The sequence below is a fragment of the Spirillospora sp. NPDC000708 genome (assembly GCF_040299565.1).
Lineage (GTDB): Bacteria > Actinomycetota > Actinomycetes > Streptosporangiales > Streptosporangiaceae > Spirillospora.
In genome coordinates, this window is the sequence record NZ_JBEPCJ010000009.1 from 68,683 (window position 1) to 87,650 (window position 18,968).

Below are 18,968 nucleotides of genomic sequence, written 5' to 3' on the forward strand. Positions count from 1 at the left end.
CCCTATCGCACCCCCTATATTTCCCTTGCCCGAATGTCGCACGGAGATTCTCCGCGCCAAATGCGCAGCGCATGTTATAACGGCGGACGTGCAGTTGCTTTTGCTGAACGGACCGAATCTGGGGATTCTCGGGCGCCGGGAGCCGGAGATCTACGGGACCGACACGCTGGCCGACATCGAGGCGTCCGTCCGCGCGGAGGTGGCGGCGCGCGGCTGGGAGGTGGTGCCGGTGCAGCGCGAGTCGGAGGGCGCGCTGATCGAGACGTTGCACGGCCGGTGGGACACCGTCGGCGCGATCGTGAACCCGGGCGCGCTGATGATCGCCGGCTGGGGGCTGCGGGACGCGCTGGCCGCCTATCCGCGCCCGTGGATCGAGGTGCACCTGTCGAACGTGTGGGCGCGCGAGTCGTTCCGCCACGAGTCGGTGCTGGCTCCGGTGGCCGACGGGGTGATCGTCGGGCTCGGCGCGCTCGGCTACCGGCTCGCCGCCCGCGCCCTGCTCGCGCTGGTGCCGGAATGACCCGCCTCGGGATCGACGTCGGCGGGACCAAGGTCGCGCTCCGGCTGGCCGCCGCGCACCGGCCGCCGCGCGACGCCGCGTTCCGCTGGCCGGCACCGGCGGACCCCGCCGAGGACTGGGCGGCCTTGGCCGGGGAGGTGGCACGGCTGCGCGCCGGGGCGGACCCGCCGATCGCGGCCGTCGGGGTCGCGCTGCCCGCCGCCGTCGACCCCGCCGGGCGCGTCACCGCCTGGCCCGGCCGCCCCGCCTGGGTCGGTCTCGACGTGGGGGCGCGGCTGCGCGCCCTGTTCCCCGGGGCCGCCGTGCGCTGGGCCGACGACGGCGACGTGGCGGCGCTCGCGGAGGCCGAGCGGGCGCGGGCGCGGAACGCGGTGTACCTCGGGGTCGGCACGGGCGTCGGCGGTGGCGCGGTGCTCGACGGCCGGCCGGTGCCCGGATGCGAGGCCGGCCACCTCGTGGTCGACCGGTCGGCGCGGGACGAGCGGTGCGACTGCGGCCGGTTCGGCTGCGTCCAGGCCGCCGCCTCCGGTCCCGCGATCCTCCGGCGGGCGGCCCGGCTGCGGGGTTCGCCGGTCCCGTTCGCCGGGCTCCGCGACGGGCTGGCGGACGGGGCGCGGTGGGCGGCGGCCGCGCTGGAGCCGGCATGGGACGCGCTCGCGGCCGCCGTCACGGGCCTCGGCGAGCTCCTGCGTCCCGAGATCGCCGTGATCGGCGGCGGCGTCGCCGCGGGGCTGCCCGGCTTCACCGAGGCGGTCGCCGAGCGCGTCGCGGGATACGCCCGTCCGGGGTTCGCGCCGCCGTCGGTGCGGCCCGCGGAGCTGGGCGCGCTGTCGTCCCTGCACGGAGCACTGCTGCTGGCGGAGCGGGAGGAGGCCCGGAGTGACCGGACGGGATGAGGGGACGGCCACGGCGTCACGGTGCGTGGACGTGGCGCTGGGCGAGCGTTCCTACCAGGTGCGCATCGGGGCCGGGGTGCGCGCCGCACTCCCCGGCGTCATCGCCGGGATCGGAGCGCGGCGGGCCGTGGTCGTCTCGGCCAGGCCCGCGGAGTGGGCGCCCGATCCCGGGGTGCCGTCCACGGTGGTCCCCGTGCGCGACGGCGAGACCCACAAGACGCTGTCGCAGGTGGAGGAGCTGTGCCGGCGCTTCGCCGACCTCGGGCTGACCCGCGCGGACGCGGTCGTGTCGTGCGGCGGGGGCACCACCACCGACCTGGTGGGCCTGGCGGCGGCGCTCTACCACCGGGGCGTCCCCGTCGTGCACCTGCCGACCTCGCTCCTGGCGCAGGTGGACGCGAGCATCGGCGGCAAGACGGCGGTGAACCTGCCGCACGGCAAGAACCTCGTCGGGACGTACTGGCAGCCGCGCGCGGTCCTCTGCGACACCGACTACCTCGCGACCCTCCCCCGCCGCGAGTGGACCAACGGGTACGGGGAGATCGCGCGCTGCCACTTCATCGGCGCGCCCGGCCTGCACGGGCGTCCCGTGGAGGAGCAGATCGCGGCGAGCGTGGCGCTCAAGGCGTCGGTGGTGGCCGCCGACGAGCGCGACGCGGGGCGGCGGCACCTGCTCAACTACGGCCACACCCTGGGCCACGCGCTCGAACGCGCCACCGGCTACCGGCTGCGGCACGGGGAGGCGGTGGCGATCGGCACCGTCTACGCGGGGCGGCTCGCCGGCCGGCTCGGCCGGATCGGCCCGGCCCGCGTCGCCGAGCACCATGCCGTCGTCGCGGCCTTCGGGCTCCCGACCGGCCTGCCCGCGGACGCCGACCGGGACGCGCTCGTGCGCCTGATGCGGCTGGACAAGAAGGCCGCGGACGGGCTCGCGTTCGTGCTGGACGGCCCGCGCGGCGCGGAGCTGGTGACGGGGGTGCCGGAGTCCGAGGCCGCCGCCGCGCTCGCGGGGATGCCGGCCGGAGAGGACTGACATGGGGCGCATCACCGGCACGACCCGGCTGCTGGCCGTCCTCGGCGATCCGGTCGAGCAGGTGCGGGCCCCGGCGCTGGTCAACCCGCTGCTGGAGCGGCTCGGCCGGGACGCCGTGCTGGTCCCGGTGCACGTCCGGCCGGCGGACCTCGCCCCGGTGGTGGGCGGGCTGCGGCGCGTCGGCAACCTCGACGGCCTGCTGGTCACCGTGCCGCACAAGATCGAGATCTGCCGGTACGCCGACGAGCTGGCCCCGGCGGCCGCGTTCACCGGCAGCGCGAACGCCCTGCGCCGCGAGCCGGACGGCCGCTGGCACGCCGACAACTTCGACGGCGTCGGCTTCGTCCGCGGGCTGCGCGCGTGCGGCCACGACCCGGCGGGCCGGCGCGTCTCGCTGGTGGGCGCGGGCGGAGCGGGCGCCGCGCTGGCGGCGGCGCTGCTGGAGAACGGGGCGGCCCGCCTGTCGGTCTGCGACACCGACGCCCGGCGCCTCGGCGCGCTGCTCGCCCGCCTCGCCGCACGCTGGCCGGGCCGCGCGTCCGGCTCGGCCGTCCCCCGGGTCGAGGACGCGGACATCGCCGTCAACGCCACCCCCCTCGGGATGCGCGCGGGCGACCCGCTGCCCTTCGACCCCGCCCTGGTGCCGCCGGGCGGGGTGGTCGCCGACATCGTCATGAGCCCCGCCGAGACGCCGCTGCTGCGGGCCGCGGCCGCGCACGGCCGAGCGGTCCATCACGGATCCCACACGCTCGATCACCAGCTGGAGTGTTACGCGTCCTACTTCGGCCTCGGGGGTTGACCGCTTCCAATTGCAGCCAATATCGATAGAATTAGTATGAAATACCCGCCAAGACGAGACGGTCGACAGGGGGACCCCCTTGCGATTCAGCCTGCTCGGTCCGCTGGAGGTGGTGCGGGACGGCCGGCCCGTCCCGCTCGGAGGGGTCAACCAGCGCGCGGTCCTGGGCTATCTGCTGCTGCACGCCGGGACCGTGGTGTCCACCGGCGACCTCATCCGCGCCCTGTGGCACGATCCCGTGCCCCCCACCGCGCGCAAGATGGTGCAGAACGCCGTCGCCGGAGTGCGCCGCGCGCTCCCCGCCGACGGCTCCTGCGCGCTGGAGACCGCCTCGCCCGGATACCTGCTCCGCCTCGACCCCGGCCTCATCGACGTCACCCGTTTCCGCACGCTGGTGGAACGGGGCCGCGCCGACTTCCGCGCGGAGGCGTGGGAGCCCGCGGCCCGGCGCCTGCGCGAGGCCCTCGCGCTGTGGCGCGGCCCCGCGCTGGCCGACGTCATCGACTCCGTCACCGCGTGGCCCGAGCTGACGGTCCTCGAGGAGGCGCGGCTCGCCGCGCTGGAGGACTGCCTCGAGGCCGAACTCGCCCTCGGCCGCCACCACGAGCTGATCGGCGAGATGACGTCCCTGGTCGACGAGGAGCCCGCGCGCGAGCGGCTGTGCGGCCTGCTGATGCTGGCGCTCTACCGGGGCGGGCGCCAGCGCGAGGCGCTGGCGGTCTACCAGGACCTCCGCGACGTCCTGCGGGACGGCTTCGGGCTGGACCCCGGCCCCGAGCTCAGGCGGCTGGAACGCGACATCCTGAACCAGGACCCGCGGCTCGCCCTCGCGCGCGGGACGGCGCCCGGCATCGCGGGCGGCACGCTTCCGGAGGGCGCGGCCCCCGGCGCGGCGGGTGCACAGGGCGCGGCGGGTGCGCAGGGCGCGCCGGACCGCCCCGCGATCGCGCCGCCGGCCAGGACACCGTGCGGCAAGGCCGCCGACGCGCGCGACCGGGTCCCCGGCGGCGGTCGCGCCGGCGACGCCGAGCGCCCCGCCTCCGAGCGTCCCGTCTCCGAGCGCAAGCGGGCCAGCGTGCTGCTGGTGCGCACCCGCGTGGACGTGGTGCACGGCTCGTCCGAATGCGTCGACGAGACGCTCAACGACCTCGCCCGGATCATCGCCGAGGAGGCCCGCCGCTTCGGCGGGGCCGTGCGCGAGACGCTCGGCTCGGTCCGCCCCGTGCTGTTCGGCTTCCCGCGCTCGCACGAGGACGACCCCGAGCGCGCCGTCCGCACGGCCCGCGCCGTCCGCGCGCGGATCGACGACCGGGTCGCGGCGTTCCTCGGCGTCCGGATCGCCGTCGCCACCGGCGACGTCCTCGCGACCTACCGGGACGAGCACGACCCGTCTCCCGCGCAGCTGGCGGGGACGGTGCCGCACTCCGCCGAGCGGCTGCTGGCCCACGCGCCGCCCGGCGGTATCCGGGTCTGCCCGGTGACCGCCCGCGCCGCCGGCCTGCACGCCGCCGCGCCGGAGGACGACCCGGCCGGCGGCGTCCCCGTCGCACCCGGGCACGGACCGCTGCCGTGGACGCCCGTCCCGGCGCGCACCGGGCCGCTGGTCGGCCGGGACCGGGACCTGGAGATCCTCCGCGGCCTGCTCGGCGACGTGCGCCGCAGGCAGCGCCCGCACCTGGTCACCGTCCTCGGCGAGCCCGGCATCGGCAAGAGCCGCCTGATGGCCGAGTTCGCCGCGGACGTCCCCGGGTCCGTGCTCGTCGGCCGCACCCCGCCGTACGCGGGCGGGGTCCTCGCCCCGCTCGCCGACGCGGTGCGGTCGCGGCCGGACGGCGCCGAGACGGCCCGGCTGATCGAGCGCCTTCCCGCGGAGGCCGGAGCGGCCGCCTGGCGCCGGCACGTCGCCGACCTCGCGCTGGACGGCCCCCTCACGATCGTCCTGGAGGACCTGCACCGCGCCGGCACGGTCCTGCTGGACCAGGTCGAGGACCTGACCGAGCAGCTCGCCCGGGTGCCGGTCCTCATCGTGGCGACCGCCCGGCCCGAACTGCGGCAGCGCAGGACGCGCTGGGGATGCGGGAAGCGCGACGTCACCACGCTCACCCTGGACCCGCTGTCCGACGAGGAGGCGCGCGCGCTCCTGCCCCGGCCCGCCGACCCCGCGATGCTCACGCTGGTCGGCGGCAACCCGCGGCACGCCGAGGAGTACGCGCGGGCCGTGCGCGGGTACGCCGGCGACGCCTGCCACGGCGCCTACGACGGCGCCCCCGTCCCCGGGCCGCTGCGCGCCCTCGTCGCCGCCCGGATCGACACGCTCCCGCTCCCCGAACGGGCCGTCCTGCGGGACGCCACGACCTTCCCGGAGAGCGGGTTCCGGGCCGAGGGCGTGGCCGCCGTCTCCGCCCGCACCATCGAGGAGACCGCCGAGACCCTGCACGCCCTGGAGCGCAAGGACTTCCTCGTGCGGCGGCCGTCGGACCGCTCCGGCGCGCCGGAGTACGCCATCCGGCAGCCGCTCCTCCGCGAGGTCGCCCATGCCCAGTTGCCGCGCAGCCAGCGGATCGCCCGGCACCGGCGCGCCATCGACTGGGTCGACACGCTGCCCGCGGACCAGGCCGACCTCCTCGTCCACCACTACCGGCTCCTCGTGATCCTCAACTCGCCCGACCTGGCGTACGACACGGCGCGGCAGGCCCATCACGCGCTCCTCGCCGCCGAGCGCCGGGCCGCCGCGGCAGGCGCCCACGACACCGCCGCCCGGTGCCGGCGCGCCGCCCACGACCTGCGCCGCGGGCGTGCCCGCGCCGCGCCGTCCTGGGCCGCCGCGTTCCACCGCCCGCTGCCCCGGCGCGTGGACGGGTCACCGGTCGCCACCTACCGCTGAGCCGCCGCCGGGCCGCCCCGCGACAGCAGCAGGGCGATCACCAGCGCGAGCGCGAGCAGCACCGCGCCCGCGGCGAAGCCGATCCGGTACCCGTGCGCCAGCGCGGCCGGCCCGTCCGCCGCTCCGGCGTGCCGGGTCCCGGCCGCGGCCAGCGCCGCCATGCCCGCGAGCCCCAGCGCCCCGCCGACCTGCTGCGCGGTGCCGATCACCCCGGAGCGGACCCCGGAGTCGGCGGCGGACGCGCCCGTCATGGCGAGCGCGGTGGCCGCCGGCAGGACCAGGCCCGCCGAGACGCCGAGCGCCAGCATCGCGGGCAGCACGTCCACCGCGTAGGTGCCCGACGCCGGTGCCCGCGCCAGCCAGCCGAACGCCAGGATCCCGGCGGCGAGCCCCGCCGGCAGGACGCGGCCGACCCCGAAGCGGACGATCAGCGGCTCCGCGAGCGCCAGCGAGGTCGCCCCGATCACGGCGGACGCCAGCAGGTAGGCGAGCCCGGTCTCCAGCGGGTCGAGGCCGAGCACCTCCTGGAGGTACAGCGTGACCAGGTACTGGAAGCCGAACATCGCGCCGACGAACAGCGCCTGCAGCGCGTTCCCTCCCGTCCAGGCCCGCGAGCGGAAGACCGCCAGGTCCAGCAGCGGGGCCGCGGCCCGCCGCTGGCGGAGCACGAAGCCCGCGAGCAGGGCGAGCCCGGCCGCGGCCGGCACGGCGGTGACCGCCGCGCCGGAGCCGCCGGGTCCGAGGGAGCCGATCGCGAAGACCAGGAGCATCAGCCCGGCGGTGACCAGCGCCGCGCCGAGCAGGTCGGCGCCCGCCGCCCAGCCGATGCCGCGGTCCGGGCGCAGCGTGCGGCGGCCGAAGAGCAGCAGCAGCGCGCCGATGGGCACGTTGACCAGGAACATCCACGGCCACCCGAGCAGCTCGGTGAGCAGCCCGCCGCCGAGCGCGCCGACCGACCCGCCGCCCGCCGCGACGAACGCGATCACCGTGATGGCCCGGACCCGCTCCCGGCCCTCGGGGAACAGCACCACCGCCATGCCGGTGATCACCGAGCCCGCCATCGCGCATCCGACGCCCTGCACGAACCGCGCGACCACCAGAGCCGTCGCGCCGCCGGCCGCGCCGCACGCCGCCGAGGCCGCCGTGAACACCGCGATGCCGCCGAGGAAGACCCGCCGCCGCCCGAGCAGGTCGCCGAGCCGGCCGCACAGCAGCAGGAGCCCGCCGAAGGCGACCAGGTACCCGTTGACGACCCAGGACAGCTGCGCGCCGGCGAGGCCGAGGTCGGCGCGGATCCGCGGCAGCGCCACCGCCACGCCCGTCCCGTCGACGATCAGCATCAGCTGCCCGGTGGCGAGCACCGCCAGGGCGGGCCAGGGGGAGCGCCCGGTCCGTACCGCGGTCTCCGCGACGTCCATCCCGCCTCCCATTCTTTTGCCGTGATCGTGCCACCCGGAGCCGCATTCGAAAAGAAGGAACATCGATGTAACCACGGGAAGGAAAAGTGCCTTCTTCCGCCCTTCTCGGAGAGTGGTGAAGGATGGACCCACCCGAAGCACAGGGAGTGGAAGAAATGACGAAGATCGCCATTATCGTGGGCAGCACGCGGCCGGGCCGGATCGGGCGCCCGGTGGCCGAGTGGGTGCACAAGGTCGCGGCCGGGCGCACCGGGGCCGAGTACGAGATCGTCGACCTCGCCGAGCAGGGCCTGCCGCTCTACGACGAGCAGATCCCCGCGGCCGTCGGCCAGTACGCCGGCGAGCACACCAAGCGCTGGGCCGGGATCGTCGCCGGGTACGACGGCTTCCTCGTCATCACGCCGGAGTACAACCACGCGCCGCCCGCCGCGCTGAAGAACGCGTTCGACTTCGTGCACGCCGAGTGGGCGAACAAGGCGGTCGGCTTCGTCGGTTACGGCGCCGTCGGCGCCGCCCGGGCCGTGGAGCAGCTGCGGCTCGTCGCGACGGAGCTGAGCGTGGCGTCGGTGGCCGCGCAGGTCACCCTGCTCATCCCGGGCGACTTCCCGAACTACCCCGAGTTCGCCCCGCAGGAGTTCCGCGAGGCCGAGCTGGAGCGCGTGCTGAACCAGCTGGAGTCCTGGTCGAAGGCGCTGGCCACCGTCCGGCAGTGAGCCCCGCACGGCGAGGGCGGGCGCCCGGTCGGGCGCCCGCCCTCGCCGTCGTACGGCCCGGACGTCACTTCGCGGGCTCCGGCGGGAAAGCGATGACCTTGTGCGGGACGATGCGGACGACCACCCGCGAGACGTCGTCCACGTCGTGGACCTCGTCGAGGTACTTCAGCGTGAGCTCGTCGGCCAGCTCCTTGCCGCCGCCCTCCAGGACCTTCGCGGTGCCGCGGATCTCGATCGAGGTGACCGGGTTCTCGATGTCGAACACCGAGAGGTTGACCCGCGGGTCGCGGGAGATGTTGCGCTCGGTGCGGCGGCCGGCGTGCGTCACGAACAGCAGGGAGTCGTCCTCGTCGCGCTTGATCAGCACGATCGAGGAATGCGGGCTCCCGTCCTCGTTCACGGTGGCGACCACGGGGAAATTCTTGTTGTCGACGAATGCCCGGGTCTTCTCATCGAGTTTCTCAGCCATGCGGCAAAGGTATATTCGGGAACGGTCCCCGGGCTCCCCTGATCACCCCCCTATTCCCCCGGTCCGGGAGGGGCGGCGTCCAGCCACCGGCCGATGACCGCGGCGGCGGCCGAGCCGTCCACGTCCGCGAGTTTCCGCGCGACGAGGAGGCGGGCGCCGGCGGAGGTCTGGCAGCGGAACGGCGGATCAGCGGACGCCAGGAGATCGGCGATCGCGGAGGCGACCTCGGCCGCCGTCTGGGCGGTGGGCAACCCCGGCAGCGCGCCCTGCCCCGCGGCCGCGTGGTCGACGTACTGCCGCAAGATCCGCTCGTACGGCCCGGCCCCGGCGAAGACGCGCGCCCAGTCCGTCTTCCGGACGGCGTCCGTGTCGATCGGACCCGGCTCCACGACCGACACCGCGACCCCGACGCGCCGCGCCACGGGCGCGAAGCCTTCGAGGATCCCTTCGAGCGCGAACTTCGACCCGGCGTAGGCCTCCTGGAACGGCAGCCCGAGCACGCCCGCGACGCTGCCGACCGCGATGAACCGGCCGCCGCCGGCGCGCAGGTGCGGGAGGCCGCTCTTGAGCAGCTTGACCGGGCCGAACACGTTCACCTCGAACATCCTGCGGTAGCTCGCGAGGTCCTCGTTCTCGAACGTGTCGACGCCCGTGACGCCCGCGTTGCTGACGACGGCGTGGAGGCCGCCGTGGCGGGCCGCGACGCCGTCCACGAACGGCGCGATCGACGCCTCGTCGGTGACGTCGAGCTCGGCGACGTGGATCTCGGCGCCGGACCGGGCGGTCAGCGCGTCGAGGCCCGCGACGCGGTCGAGGGAGTGGACGGCCGCCACGACCCGGAAGCCGCGCTCGGCGAGCGCGACGGCCGTGCTCGCCCCGACCCCCGACCCGGCGCCGGTGACGATCACCGCTCCGGCGGGCGGCCGCGCGGTCACGACGCCGCCTTCCGCGCCGGGACGCCGAGACGGGCCTCGATGACGTCCGCCGCGCGCCGCGCGCCCCCGGCGGCCCGGGCGTGCGCCTGGAGCTCCAGCATCCGCCGGACCACCGCGGCGTCCGACGCGACCGCGGTCGCCTCGGCGACGAGCCGGTCCGCGTCCAGCTCGGCGGGGTCGATGACGCGGCCCGCGCCCAGCTCCACGGTCCGGTCGGCATACGGGAGGAAGTCGGCGGCCGGAGGGACGATGACGACCGGCGTCGCGGTGTACCAGGCCTCGACCAGCGAGCCGCTGCCGCCGTGGGTCACGAACACGTCCGCGTGCTCGAGGACGCTGACGTTGGACGCCCAGCGGTGGACCTCCACGTTCGGCGCGAGGCCGGCGAGCCGCTCGACGTCCGCGTCATCGAGGCCGTCCCCCACGGTCACGACGACGTGCCACGCCGTCCCGGCGAACGCGCGGGCCACCGTCTCGAAGAATCCGGCGTCGCCGTTGCGGACGCTGCCCAGGGACACCAACGCCACGCGGCCGGCGCCCGCCGGCGGGGTCCAGGCGCCCAGGAAGTCGCGCTTCTCGACGCTCGGCCCGACGAACACGACCTGCTCGGGGTCGAAGGTCTCGTGCTCGGGCTGCATGCGGGGCGGGACGAACGAGATCGTCAGCTCCCGGACCCGCCGGGTGCTCCACAGGAAGTCCTCCAGCCGGTCGCCGAGCCCGAACCCGGCGAGCGCCTCGGCGATCTCCTCGACCGGGTCGGCCAGCCGGTGGCCGGGCGCGAGGCGCTCCATGTGGTCGAAGTAGGAGTAGTGCTCGTTCGACACGACGCTCGGGGTCAGCAGGACGGGCGGCAGCCCCCACAGGCCGGACAGGAGGCGTCCCGCCTGGAAGGCCGCCTCGTCGTAGGCGACGGCGTCGGGGCGCTCGTCGCCGAAGTGCTCGCGCGCGGCGCGCAGGATCTCCAGGTTCTCGCGGAAGAACGCGCGGGTGGCCGCGGCCGGGTCGTCCTCGGCCAGGCTCGCCAGAGGGTTCAGGGAGGGATAGGTGACGACCTCGGCTCCGAAGCGCCGCACCCGGTCGGCGGGGCCGCCCGCCACCACGTAGGTGATCCGGTGACCGCGCCGGACCAGACGGTCGACGAGGTCGAGCTTCGGCAGCACGTGCCCGTTGGACGGGATGTCGAGGACGAGGAGGTGCAGGGTCATGGCGATGCTCCGATCCGCCGCCGCGCGGCACGTCAGGCGAAGAGGCACGTCAGGGGGAGAGGCCGTACACGTCCCGGGCGGCGGCCTCCGACACCAGGCCGTCGCGGACGTCGGCGAGGACGGCTTCGCGTGACCGCTCCCGGGGATCGCCGTAGCCGCCGCCACCGGAGGTGTGGATCTCGATGACGTCGCCGCGCTCCAGCACGAGCGTGCTGTTGGTGCGCGGCACCGTGACCCGCCCGTCGCGGTGCCGCACGACGCCGCGGTTCGCCGGAGCGGGCAGGCCGCCCGCCAGGCCGTACGGCACCGTCTGCTCCAGCGCGCCCGAGCCGATGCAGACGACGCGGACGCCGTCCTGGTCGATGCGCCACCGCGAGAACCCGCCGAGCCCTCCGCGCCACCGTCCCGCGCCCGCCGAGTCGGTCGCGAAGCCCTGGTGCAGGATGGTCGCGGGCGCGGCGAGCTCGTGCAGCTCGACGTCCACCTCGCGGCCGCCGCCCATGGCGACCGGCGGCCCGATCGCGTCCCATCCGTCGAACCCGAGGACGGCCCCGGAGCCGCCCTTGAGCGCGCCGGTGGCGCCGAACGGCCGGCCGGTCCGCTCGTCGATCCCGACGGCGGCGAACGCGTACCCCCGGCACCAGCCCGCGTGGGTGAGCGCCGGGTCGGCCTGGGCGAGGGCCAGCCACACCGCTTCCACGATCGCCTCGCACGCGGTGATCGTGCACAGCGTGGTCGCGGCGGGCTCGACCGCGTGCGCGATCGTGCCGGGGCGGGTCAGCACGTCGATCGCCGAGAGGGCGCCGCTGGTGCGGCGCTGCGCGGGGTCGGTCACCGCGAACAGCGCGACGAGCGCCGAGGCGACGGTGTTGGCGCGGGTCGAGTTCGCGTACCCGGTCACCTGCGGGTCGGACCCGGTGAAGTCGAAGACGGCGCGCTCCCCCGCCACGGTGAGCCGGAGCCGCACCGCGATCGGCTCGCGGTGGTGCTCGCCGCCGTCGTCGAGGTGGCGGACGGTCTCGTACACCCCGTCCGGCCAGCGGGCGATCTCCGACCGCATGTGCCGGGCCGCGGCCGCGAGCTGGAACCGCACGGCCTCCAGGACCGGTTCGACGCCGAACGCGTCGAGCATCGCGACCAGCTCGCGCTCGCCGAGCGCGGCCGCCCCGATCTGGCAGTGCAGGTCGCCCTCGACCGCGTCGCGGAGCCGGAGGTTCAGCAGGATCAGGTCCCAGACGTCGTCCTGCCGCACGCCGCGCCGGTACAGCCGGACGGGCGGGATCCGGAGCGCGTCCTCGTAGCAGTCGCGGGCGCCGGGGTTGTAGCCGAGCTCGCCACCGCTGCCGCCGACGTCGGCGTGGTGGCCCTTGGTCGCGGTCCAGAAGCGGAGCACGCCGCGGTGGAAGACCGGTTTGAGGACGGTCACGTCAGGCGGATGGTTGTTGCCGTGGTACGGGTCGTTGAGCACGAAGACGTCGCCTTCGCCGACGTCGCCGGCGAACTTGGCGAGGACGCCCTCGTAGGCGCTGGGCAGCGACCCGGCGAGGACCGGGATGAAGTCCTTGGTGGCGATCCACGCGCCGTCGGCGTCGAAGATCCCGGTCACGAAGTCGCGGCTCTGGAACGCCGCGGACCGGCAGGACCGCAGCATCGCGTCGGCCATCCGCGCGGCGATGGCGTGCAGCCGGTTGTCGACCACCGAGGCCAGGATCGCCGCCGTCACCGGACCGCCTCCTTCACGCCGCGCAGCGCGGCCAGCACCTCGGCCCGTTCGCGGCCGGCCGCGAACATCAGGGTCGTTCCGCCTGCGGTGACCTCGTACGCGAACCCGGGCGGGACCACGATGGTCGTGCCCGAGCCGGCCAGCAGCGCGGGCCCGTTCTGACGTTCGTCCACCGGCACCGCCTCCAGGCTCCGGACGGGCACCTCCTGGAAGGCGCCGTCGAACCAGGCCCGCTGCGTCCCGTCCCCGCCCGGCCGTGCGCGGGCGGTCGCCGGAACGCCCGTGGACGGGGGCGAGGGGGTGGGCGCGCGCGCTTCCAGCCGGAGGTTGACCAGTTCCGCGGGCGCTTCCGGCTGCGCGAAGCCGTACAGCCGTTCGTGGCTCTCGTGGAAGGCGGCCATGAGCCCGTCCAGCGCCGCGGCGCCGTCGCGGGTTCCGGGCGGGAACGCCACCGTGACCTCGTGGACCTGGCCGACGTACCGGACGTCGGCCAGCCGGGTGAACCGGAGGTCCGCCGGCGCCGGCCCGCCGGCCGCCGAATCCGCCTTCGCACGCTCCTCCAGCCCGGCGAACGCGGCGGCGACCTCGTCCGGGCCGGCTCCGGTGGCGCGCGGGTCGCGCCCGCGCCCGAGCAGCGTGTGCACGTAGTAGCGGACCAGGTCGGCGCGGAGCATGCCGCGGGCGCACAGCACCGAAGCGCCCGCCGGCACCACGACCAGCGGGATCCCCAGGTCGCGGGCCAGCTGCACGGCGTGCACGGGCCCGGCGCCGCCGGCCGCGACGAGCGCGAGCCGGCGCGGGTCCAGCCCGTGCCGGGCGATCACCAGCCGCAGGCCGTCGGCCATCTCCGCGTCGACCGCGCGGCGGACGCCCGCCGCCGTCTCGACCGTCCCGAGCCCGAGGCGCCGCCCCAGGTCCCCGATCGCGCGGCCCGCCGGCTCGGCCGACGGTTCGAGGCCGTCCCCGAACCCGCCCGCGAGATGCCCGAGGAGCAGGTCGGCGTCGGTGACCGTCGCGTCCCGGCCGCCGCGCCCGTAGCAGGCCGGGCCGGGGTCGGCCCCGGCGCTCGCCGGGCCGACGCGCAGCAGGCCGCCCGGGGTCGTCCAGCCCACCGAGCCCCCGCCCGCGCCGATCGTGGCGATGTCGAGCATCGGCACCGAGACGGGGTGGCCCGCCGGTTCGGCCCGCGTGGTGATCCCGGTGGCGCCGCCCGACGACAGGCTGACCTCGAAGCTCGTGCCGCCCATGTCGATCGTCAGGGCCTCGGGCACCCCGAACTCGGCGACGACGCGCGCCACGGCGGCGGGCGCGCCCGCCGGTCCCGACAGGAGCGTGTCCACGGCGCGCTCGGCGGCCCGGTCCAGATCCACGACCCCGCCGTTGGACTGGACGATCAGCACCCGTCCTGCGTGGCCGAGGTCCGCCAGGCGCCGTGCCAGCCGGTCCAGGTGGTCGCGCAGCACCGGGCCGACGTAGGCGTTCAGCACCGCCGTCGAGGTGCGTTCGTACAGCCGGACCTCGGGCGCCACCCGCGACGACACCGACAGGAACGTCCCGGGCAGCTCCGCCGCGAGGATCCCGGCCGCCCGCCGCTCGTGCGCGTCGTTGAGGTAGGAGAAGGCGAAGGCGACGGCGACCGCCTCGACGCCGGCCTCCCGGAACCGCCGCGCCGCGCGCCGCACGCCCTCCTCGTCCAGCGGCACCGTCACCTCGCCGGTGCGGTCCACCCGTTCCCGGACGGTCTCGATCAGGTGGCGTGGCACGAGCGGCGCGGGCGGCGCCGACCGCGACTCGAACTGCTCGGCACGCGCTCCCTGCCGCGCGAGCAGGACGTCGCGCAGGCCCTCGGTCGCCAGCAGCCCGGTCCGCGCGCCGGTGCCGGTGACCAGCGCGTTGGTGGTGATGGTCGTGCCGTGGACGATGACGCCGGTGCGGGCGAGCAGCCCGGCGAGCGGCAGCCCCGCCTTCTCGGCCAGGCCGCCGAGGCCCGCGACGACCCCGTCCGCCGGCTCGTCCGGCGTGGAGCCGGTCTTGTGGTCCAGCTCCACGCCGTCCGGGCCGAGCAGCGCCAGATCGGTGAACGTGCCTCCGACGTCCACGGCGATGCGGTAGGTCACGACAGCCAGACGTCCTGCAGGGTGGGCAGCCGGGAGTCGGCGTCGAGGGCGAAGCCGTGCACCTTCTTGCCGACCGCGACCACGGCGGTGTCCTCCACCAGCGGCGTGTACAGCCCCTGGGAGATGATGCGCTGCTGGGCGTCGGCCAGGATCTTGGCGCGGGCGGCCTCGTCGGTGGTGGTCGCCTGCTTCGCCAGCAGCGGCTGCAGCGGGGCGTCCTGGACGTTGTAGAAGTTCGGCGGCGCGGTGCTGAACGTGCCGAGCAGGCTCACCCCGGCGTCCAGGCCGCCGGCGACGCCGGACAGGAACAGGTCCCACTTGTGCGCCTTCAGCGCCTCCACCGACTGGGCCGCGGTCGCGAGCTGCGGTTTCAGCTCCACGCCGATCTTCTTGTACTGGGCGGTGACGAGCTCGACGAGCGGCTGGTCCCACGGGTTGCCGCGGTCGAGCCAGCCCAGGGACAGGGTGAGGCGCTTGCCGCCCTTGGCCCGGATGCCGTCGCCGCCGGGAACCCAGCCGGCCTTGTCGAGCAGCGCAGCCGCGGCCTTCTGGTCCGGCTTGAGGAGCGCGCTCTCGTCGGCGTGGCCGACGACCGCGCCGGTGACGACGCTGTTGGGCACGCCCCACTCGGGGGTGAGCAGCGTGTCGCGGATCTGCCCGGTGTCGACGGCCTTCACCAGCGCCTGCCGGACGGCCGCGTCGTCCAGCGGCGGGCGGTCGGCTCCGGTCACCACCAGGCCCTCGGCGAGCCGCGGGTTGCGCTGCGCGACGATGGAGAACCCGGCCCTGCGGACCGGCGCGATGTCGGAGGGGTTGAGCGCGCCGGCGAGCTGCACCTGGCCGGTCTTCAGCGCGCCGGTGCGGACGCTCGGCTCGGTGATCACCTTGTAGACGACCTTGTCGAGGTAGGCGTCCCCGTCGTGCTTAGCGGTCCGCGGGCCCCAGGCGTAGCCCTTGCGCTTGGTGAGCACCACCTGGCTGTTGCGCGTGTACGACTGGAGCACGAACGGCCCCGTCCCGACGATCTTGTCGAAGCGGTCGGCGACCGGCAGCGCGAGCGTCTTCGGGGCGAGGATGCCGAAGGCGGTGCCCGCCGCCCAGAGCGGCCACGTCGGGTACGGCTTGGCGAAGTGCTGGACCACCGTGTGCTCGTCGGGCGCGTCCGTCCCCTTGTAGCCGCCCTGCTCCAGCAGCGAGACGGACGTGGAGCCCGCGGCCTTGGCCTTGTTGGCGATGACGTCGTCGAAGTTGTCCTTGACGACCTTCGCGGTCAGCGGCGTGCCGTCGGAGAAGGTGACGCCGCTGCGCAGCTTGAAGGTGAACTCCGTGGCGTCGGCGTTGGCCTTGAAGGACTCGGCGAGCCAGGGCACGGGCTTCTTGGTGGCCGGGTCGAGCGCCAGCAGCGAGTCGACGATGGGGCGCGAGACCTCCCGGACGAGCGGCGTGACGGCGCGCGGGTCGATGCTGACCGGGTCGCCGGCGAGCGCGACGGTGAGGGTGCCGCCCGCCTTGGGCGGACCGCCTGCCTTGGAGCCCCCGTCCGACGAGCCGCCGCCGCACGCGGCCAGCAGCAGCGCCGCGGCCGCGGCGGCCGGCGCTATCTTGAATATTCCGACCGTTTTTATCTGGAACACGGTCCGGGTTCTCCTTGTCATGAGGGTCGGCCGCGTCAGCGGCGGCCGGGGATGGCGTCGAGCAGCTCCCGCGTGTGGCCGTGCCGTGCGGCCGCGAAGATCTCCTCGGTGGGGCCGGACTCGACGAGCCGGCCCCGGTGCAGCACGCCCACCTCGTCCGCGATGTGCCGGACCACCGCCAGATCGTGGGAGATGAACAGGTAGCTCACGCCGAGCTCGGCCTGGAGCGCGGCGAGCAGGTCGAGGATCTGGGCCTGCACGGAGACGTCGAGCGCGGACACCGGTTCGTCGCACACGACCAGCTCGGGGTTGAGCACGAGCGCCCGCGCGATGGCGACGCGCTGGCGCTGCCCGCCGGACAGCTCGCCCGGCCGGCGGCCGAGCACCGAGGCCGGCAGCGCGACGAGGTCCACCAGCTCCCTCGCCCGGCCGCGGCGCCGCGCCCGCGAACCTAGCCCGAAGGACGCCAGCGGGTCGGTGACGATCTGCTCGACCGACCGCCGCGGGTCCAGCGACGCGAACGGGTTCTGCTGGACGATCTGGATCCGGCGCCGCAGCAGGCGCTGCGCGGACCCCCGCGTCCCGGTGATGTCCTCCTCGCCGAGGAACACGCGCCCGCCGGTCGGATCGGCCAGCCGGAGGATCAGCCGCGCCGTGGTGGACTTCCCCGATCCCGACTCGCCGACCAGCCCGTAGGTCCGCCCCCGGGGGATCGTGAAGCTCACTCCGTCGACGGCCCGGATCGCCCCGGCGCGGCCGCCGGCGCGGGGCGGCCGGAACTCCTTGACCAGGTCCTCGACGCGCAGGACGGGCGCGTCCGGCCCGTCGCCCGTCTCCGGCGGGCGGGCGGGGCGCGCCTCGGCGAACGGGTCGCCGGGGGCGCCGCCGGGGATCGCGGTCAGCCGGACGCGGTGCCGGCGCGGCGTCCGCGCGAGACCGGGCGCGGCGTCGATCAGGGACCTGGTGTACGGGTCGCGCGGGTCGGACAGCACCTCCCCCGGCGTGCCCTGCTCCACGATCGCGCCGGACCGCATCACCAGGACGCGGTCGGCGCGCTCGGCGGCGACGCCGAGGTCGTGGGTGATCAGCAGCATGCCGGTGCCCGACTCGCGGACCAGCGCGCCGATGTGGTCGAGGATGCGGCGCTGGACCGTGACGTCGAGCGCGCTCGTCGGCTCGTCGGCCACGATGAGCCGGGGGCGCGCCGCGATGGCGATCGCGATGAGGGCGCGCTGGCGCATGCCGCCCGACAGCTGCGACGGGTACTGCCGCGCCTGGACCTCGGGGTCGGGAAGCCCGGCGTCGGCGAGCAGCTCCAGCGTGCGCGCGCGGGCGGTGCGCCGGTCCGCGCCTCCCGACAACCGGAGCGCCTCGGCGACCTGGGCGCCGATCCGCTGCACCGGGTTGAGCGACGTGCCGGGGTCCTGCGGGATGAGCGCGATCTCCCGGCCGCGCAGCTCGCGCCACCGGCGTTCGGGCAGTCCCGCGAGGTCCCGGCCGTCGAAGCCGATCCGCCCGCGGACGACGCGGGCCGACCGCGGCAGCAGGCCGAGCAGCGCGTACGCCGTCGTGGACTTGCCCGACCCGGACTCGCCGACGATCGCGACCGTCTCGCCCTCCCCCACCGCGAAGCTGGCGGATTCCACCGCGCGGACGGCCGAGCGGCGCGTGCGGTACCGCACCGCCAGGTCCTCGACCTCCAGGAGACGCGGGCTCATCGCGGTCCCGTCCTTTCACCGTCGAAGGCGCGCGACACCCGGTTGGCGGCCAGCACGGTCAGCGCGACCACCGTGCCCGGCAGGATGGACAGCCACCAGGCGCTGCCGAGGAAGTCGCGCCCCGAGGAGACCAGCGACCCCCATTCCGGCGTCGGCGGCTGGGCGCCGAACCCCAGGAAGCTGAGCGTGGTCACGCCGAGGATCGCCTCGCCGAACAGCAGCAGGGTGAGCACCCACACCGGCCCCATCGAGTTCGGCAGCACGTGGCGGAGCACGACGCGCGTCCACCGCGCCCCGCCCGTCCGGGCGGCCTCCACGAACCCGCTCTCGGAGACGCGCAGCACCTCGGCGCGCATCACCCGCGCGGTGCTGGCGATGGCGGCCACGCCGATGGCGATCCCGACGTCGACCGTGTCGCCCTTGCCGAGCACCGAGACCAGCATCAGTGCCAGCAGCAGGCCGGGGATCGCCAGCAGCACGTCGACCAGGCGCATGATCACCAGGTCGGCCGCGCCGCGCAGGAACCCCGCCAGCAGGCCGAGCACCGTGCCCGCGCCGAGGCCGATCACCGTCGCGAGCGCCGCCGCCGGCAGCGTCCGGCCGGTCCCGTGCACCGTCTCGGCGAACAGGTCGCGGCCGAGCCGGTCGGTGCCGAACGGATGGCCGGGCGACGGGGCGTGCAGGTGCGCGGCGGTGTCGACGGCCAGCGGGTCGCCGGGGGCGAGCAGCGCCGGCGCGACGGCCGCGACCACGACGAGGCCGACCCAGAGGAGCGCCAGGGCGAGCCCGGGGTCGCGCAGCAGGTGCGCCAGCGAGCGCAGCAGGCCGCCCGCGCTCCGCGGCGCGGGACCCGGCTCCGGGAAGCGCTCGCCGGCCGGCAGGGCGACGTCGGTGACCGACATCC

The 18,968-nt window shown here is 75.8% G+C and carries 15 protein-coding genes; 6 read left to right on the forward strand and 9 right to left on the reverse strand.

Annotation, left to right across the window (positions count from 1 at the left end; translation table 11 throughout):
• The first annotated feature begins 88 nt into the window (after window positions 1–88).
• From ABT299_RS09395 to ABT299_RS09415, 5 genes are all read left to right on the forward strand, one after another.
• Window positions 89–520, forward strand: a complete 432-nt coding sequence (locus tag ABT299_RS09395) for a type II 3-dehydroquinate dehydratase (RefSeq protein ID WP_433153592.1) — start codon at window positions 89–91, stop codon at window positions 518–520.
• A complete protein-coding gene (locus ABT299_RS09400; protein WP_500250328.1) occupies window positions 517–1,416 on the forward strand; it encodes an ROK family protein in 900 nt (299 codons plus the stop codon). Before ABT299_RS09395 ends, ABT299_RS09400 begins: the two co-directional genes overlap by 4 nt.
• A complete protein-coding gene (locus tag ABT299_RS09405; RefSeq protein ID WP_500250329.1) occupies window positions 1,400–2,449 on the forward strand; it encodes a 3-dehydroquinate synthase family protein in 1,050 nt (349 codons plus the stop codon). The genes ABT299_RS09400 and ABT299_RS09405 overlap by 17 nt, the downstream gene beginning before the upstream one ends.
• Window position 2,450: 1 nt before the next feature.
• Entirely contained in the window at window positions 2,451–3,248 is a 798-nt protein-coding gene (locus ABT299_RS09410) for a shikimate dehydrogenase family protein (protein WP_500250330.1), read from the forward strand.
• Window positions 3,249–3,327: 79 nt separating this feature from the next.
• On the forward strand, window positions 3,328–6,132 hold the full coding sequence (locus ABT299_RS09415; protein ID WP_500250331.1) for an ATP-binding protein: 2,805 nt from the start codon (window positions 3,328–3,330) through the stop codon (window positions 6,130–6,132).
• Here ABT299_RS09415 and ABT299_RS09420 read toward each other — a convergent pair.
• Window positions 6,123–7,550, reverse strand: a complete 1,428-nt coding sequence (locus tag ABT299_RS09420) for an MFS transporter (protein ID WP_500250332.1) — start codon at window positions 7,548–7,550, stop codon at window positions 6,123–6,125. The two genes, ABT299_RS09415 and ABT299_RS09420, sit on opposite strands and share 10 nt — an antisense overlap.
• A gap of 155 nt (window positions 7,551–7,705) precedes the next feature.
• On the opposite strand from ABT299_RS09420, the gene ABT299_RS09425 reads away from it, so the two are divergent.
• Window positions 7,706–8,263 carry an NADPH-dependent FMN reductase gene (locus tag ABT299_RS09425; protein ID WP_500250333.1) on the forward strand — a complete coding sequence of 186 codons (558 nt, stop codon included), beginning with the start codon at window positions 7,706–7,708 and terminating at the stop codon, window positions 8,261–8,263.
• 64 nt (window positions 8,264–8,327) lie between these two features.
• Here ABT299_RS09425 and ABT299_RS09430 read toward each other — a convergent pair whose 3' ends face one another.
• Genes ABT299_RS09430 through ABT299_RS09465 form a run of 8 tightly spaced genes read right to left on the reverse strand, consistent with a single transcriptional unit; the run spans window position 8,328 to window position 18,966 of the window.
• A complete protein-coding gene (locus ABT299_RS09430; protein ID WP_151595713.1) occupies window positions 8,328–8,732 on the reverse strand; it encodes a TIGR03618 family F420-dependent PPOX class oxidoreductase in 405 nt (134 codons plus the stop codon).
• Between the two features lie 50 nt (window positions 8,733–8,782).
• On the reverse strand, window positions 8,783–9,667 hold the full coding sequence (locus ABT299_RS09435; protein ID WP_500250334.1) for an SDR family NAD(P)-dependent oxidoreductase: 885 nt from the start codon (window positions 9,665–9,667) through the stop codon (window positions 8,783–8,785).
• Window positions 9,664–10,872: a macrolide family glycosyltransferase gene (locus tag ABT299_RS09440; protein WP_387025226.1), complete on the reverse strand. Its 1,209-nt coding sequence runs from the start codon at window positions 10,870–10,872 to the stop codon at window positions 9,664–9,666. The genes ABT299_RS09435 and ABT299_RS09440 overlap by 4 nt, the downstream gene beginning before the upstream one ends.
• A gap of 49 nt (window positions 10,873–10,921) precedes the next feature.
• On the reverse strand, window positions 10,922–12,595 hold the full coding sequence (locus ABT299_RS09445) for a hydantoinase B/oxoprolinase family protein (protein ID WP_500250335.1): 1,674 nt from the start codon (window positions 12,593–12,595) through the stop codon (window positions 10,922–10,924).
• Window positions 12,592–14,712, reverse strand: coding sequence for a hydantoinase/oxoprolinase family protein (locus ABT299_RS09450; RefSeq protein WP_500250336.1), 2,121 nt, complete (start codon window positions 14,710–14,712; stop codon window positions 12,592–12,594). The genes ABT299_RS09445 and ABT299_RS09450 overlap by 4 nt, the downstream gene beginning before the upstream one ends.
• A complete protein-coding gene (locus ABT299_RS09455; RefSeq protein WP_500250337.1) occupies window positions 14,709–16,346 on the reverse strand; it encodes an ABC transporter substrate-binding protein in 1,638 nt (545 codons plus the stop codon). The genes ABT299_RS09450 and ABT299_RS09455 overlap by 4 nt, the downstream gene beginning before the upstream one ends.
• A 35-nt stretch (window positions 16,347–16,381) precedes the next feature.
• Complete coding sequence (locus ABT299_RS09460; protein ID WP_500250338.1) at window positions 16,382–18,064, reverse strand: dipeptide ABC transporter ATP-binding protein; 1,683 nt, start codon at window positions 18,062–18,064, stop codon at window positions 16,382–16,384.
• The gene (locus tag ABT299_RS09465; RefSeq protein ID WP_190853196.1) at window positions 18,061–18,966 is read right to left on the reverse strand and encodes an ABC transporter permease; all 906 of its coding nucleotides are present in this window, start codon (window positions 18,964–18,966) and stop codon (window positions 18,061–18,063) included. Before ABT299_RS09465 ends, ABT299_RS09460 begins: the two co-directional genes overlap by 4 nt.
• Window positions 18,967–18,968: the final 2 nt, after the last annotated feature.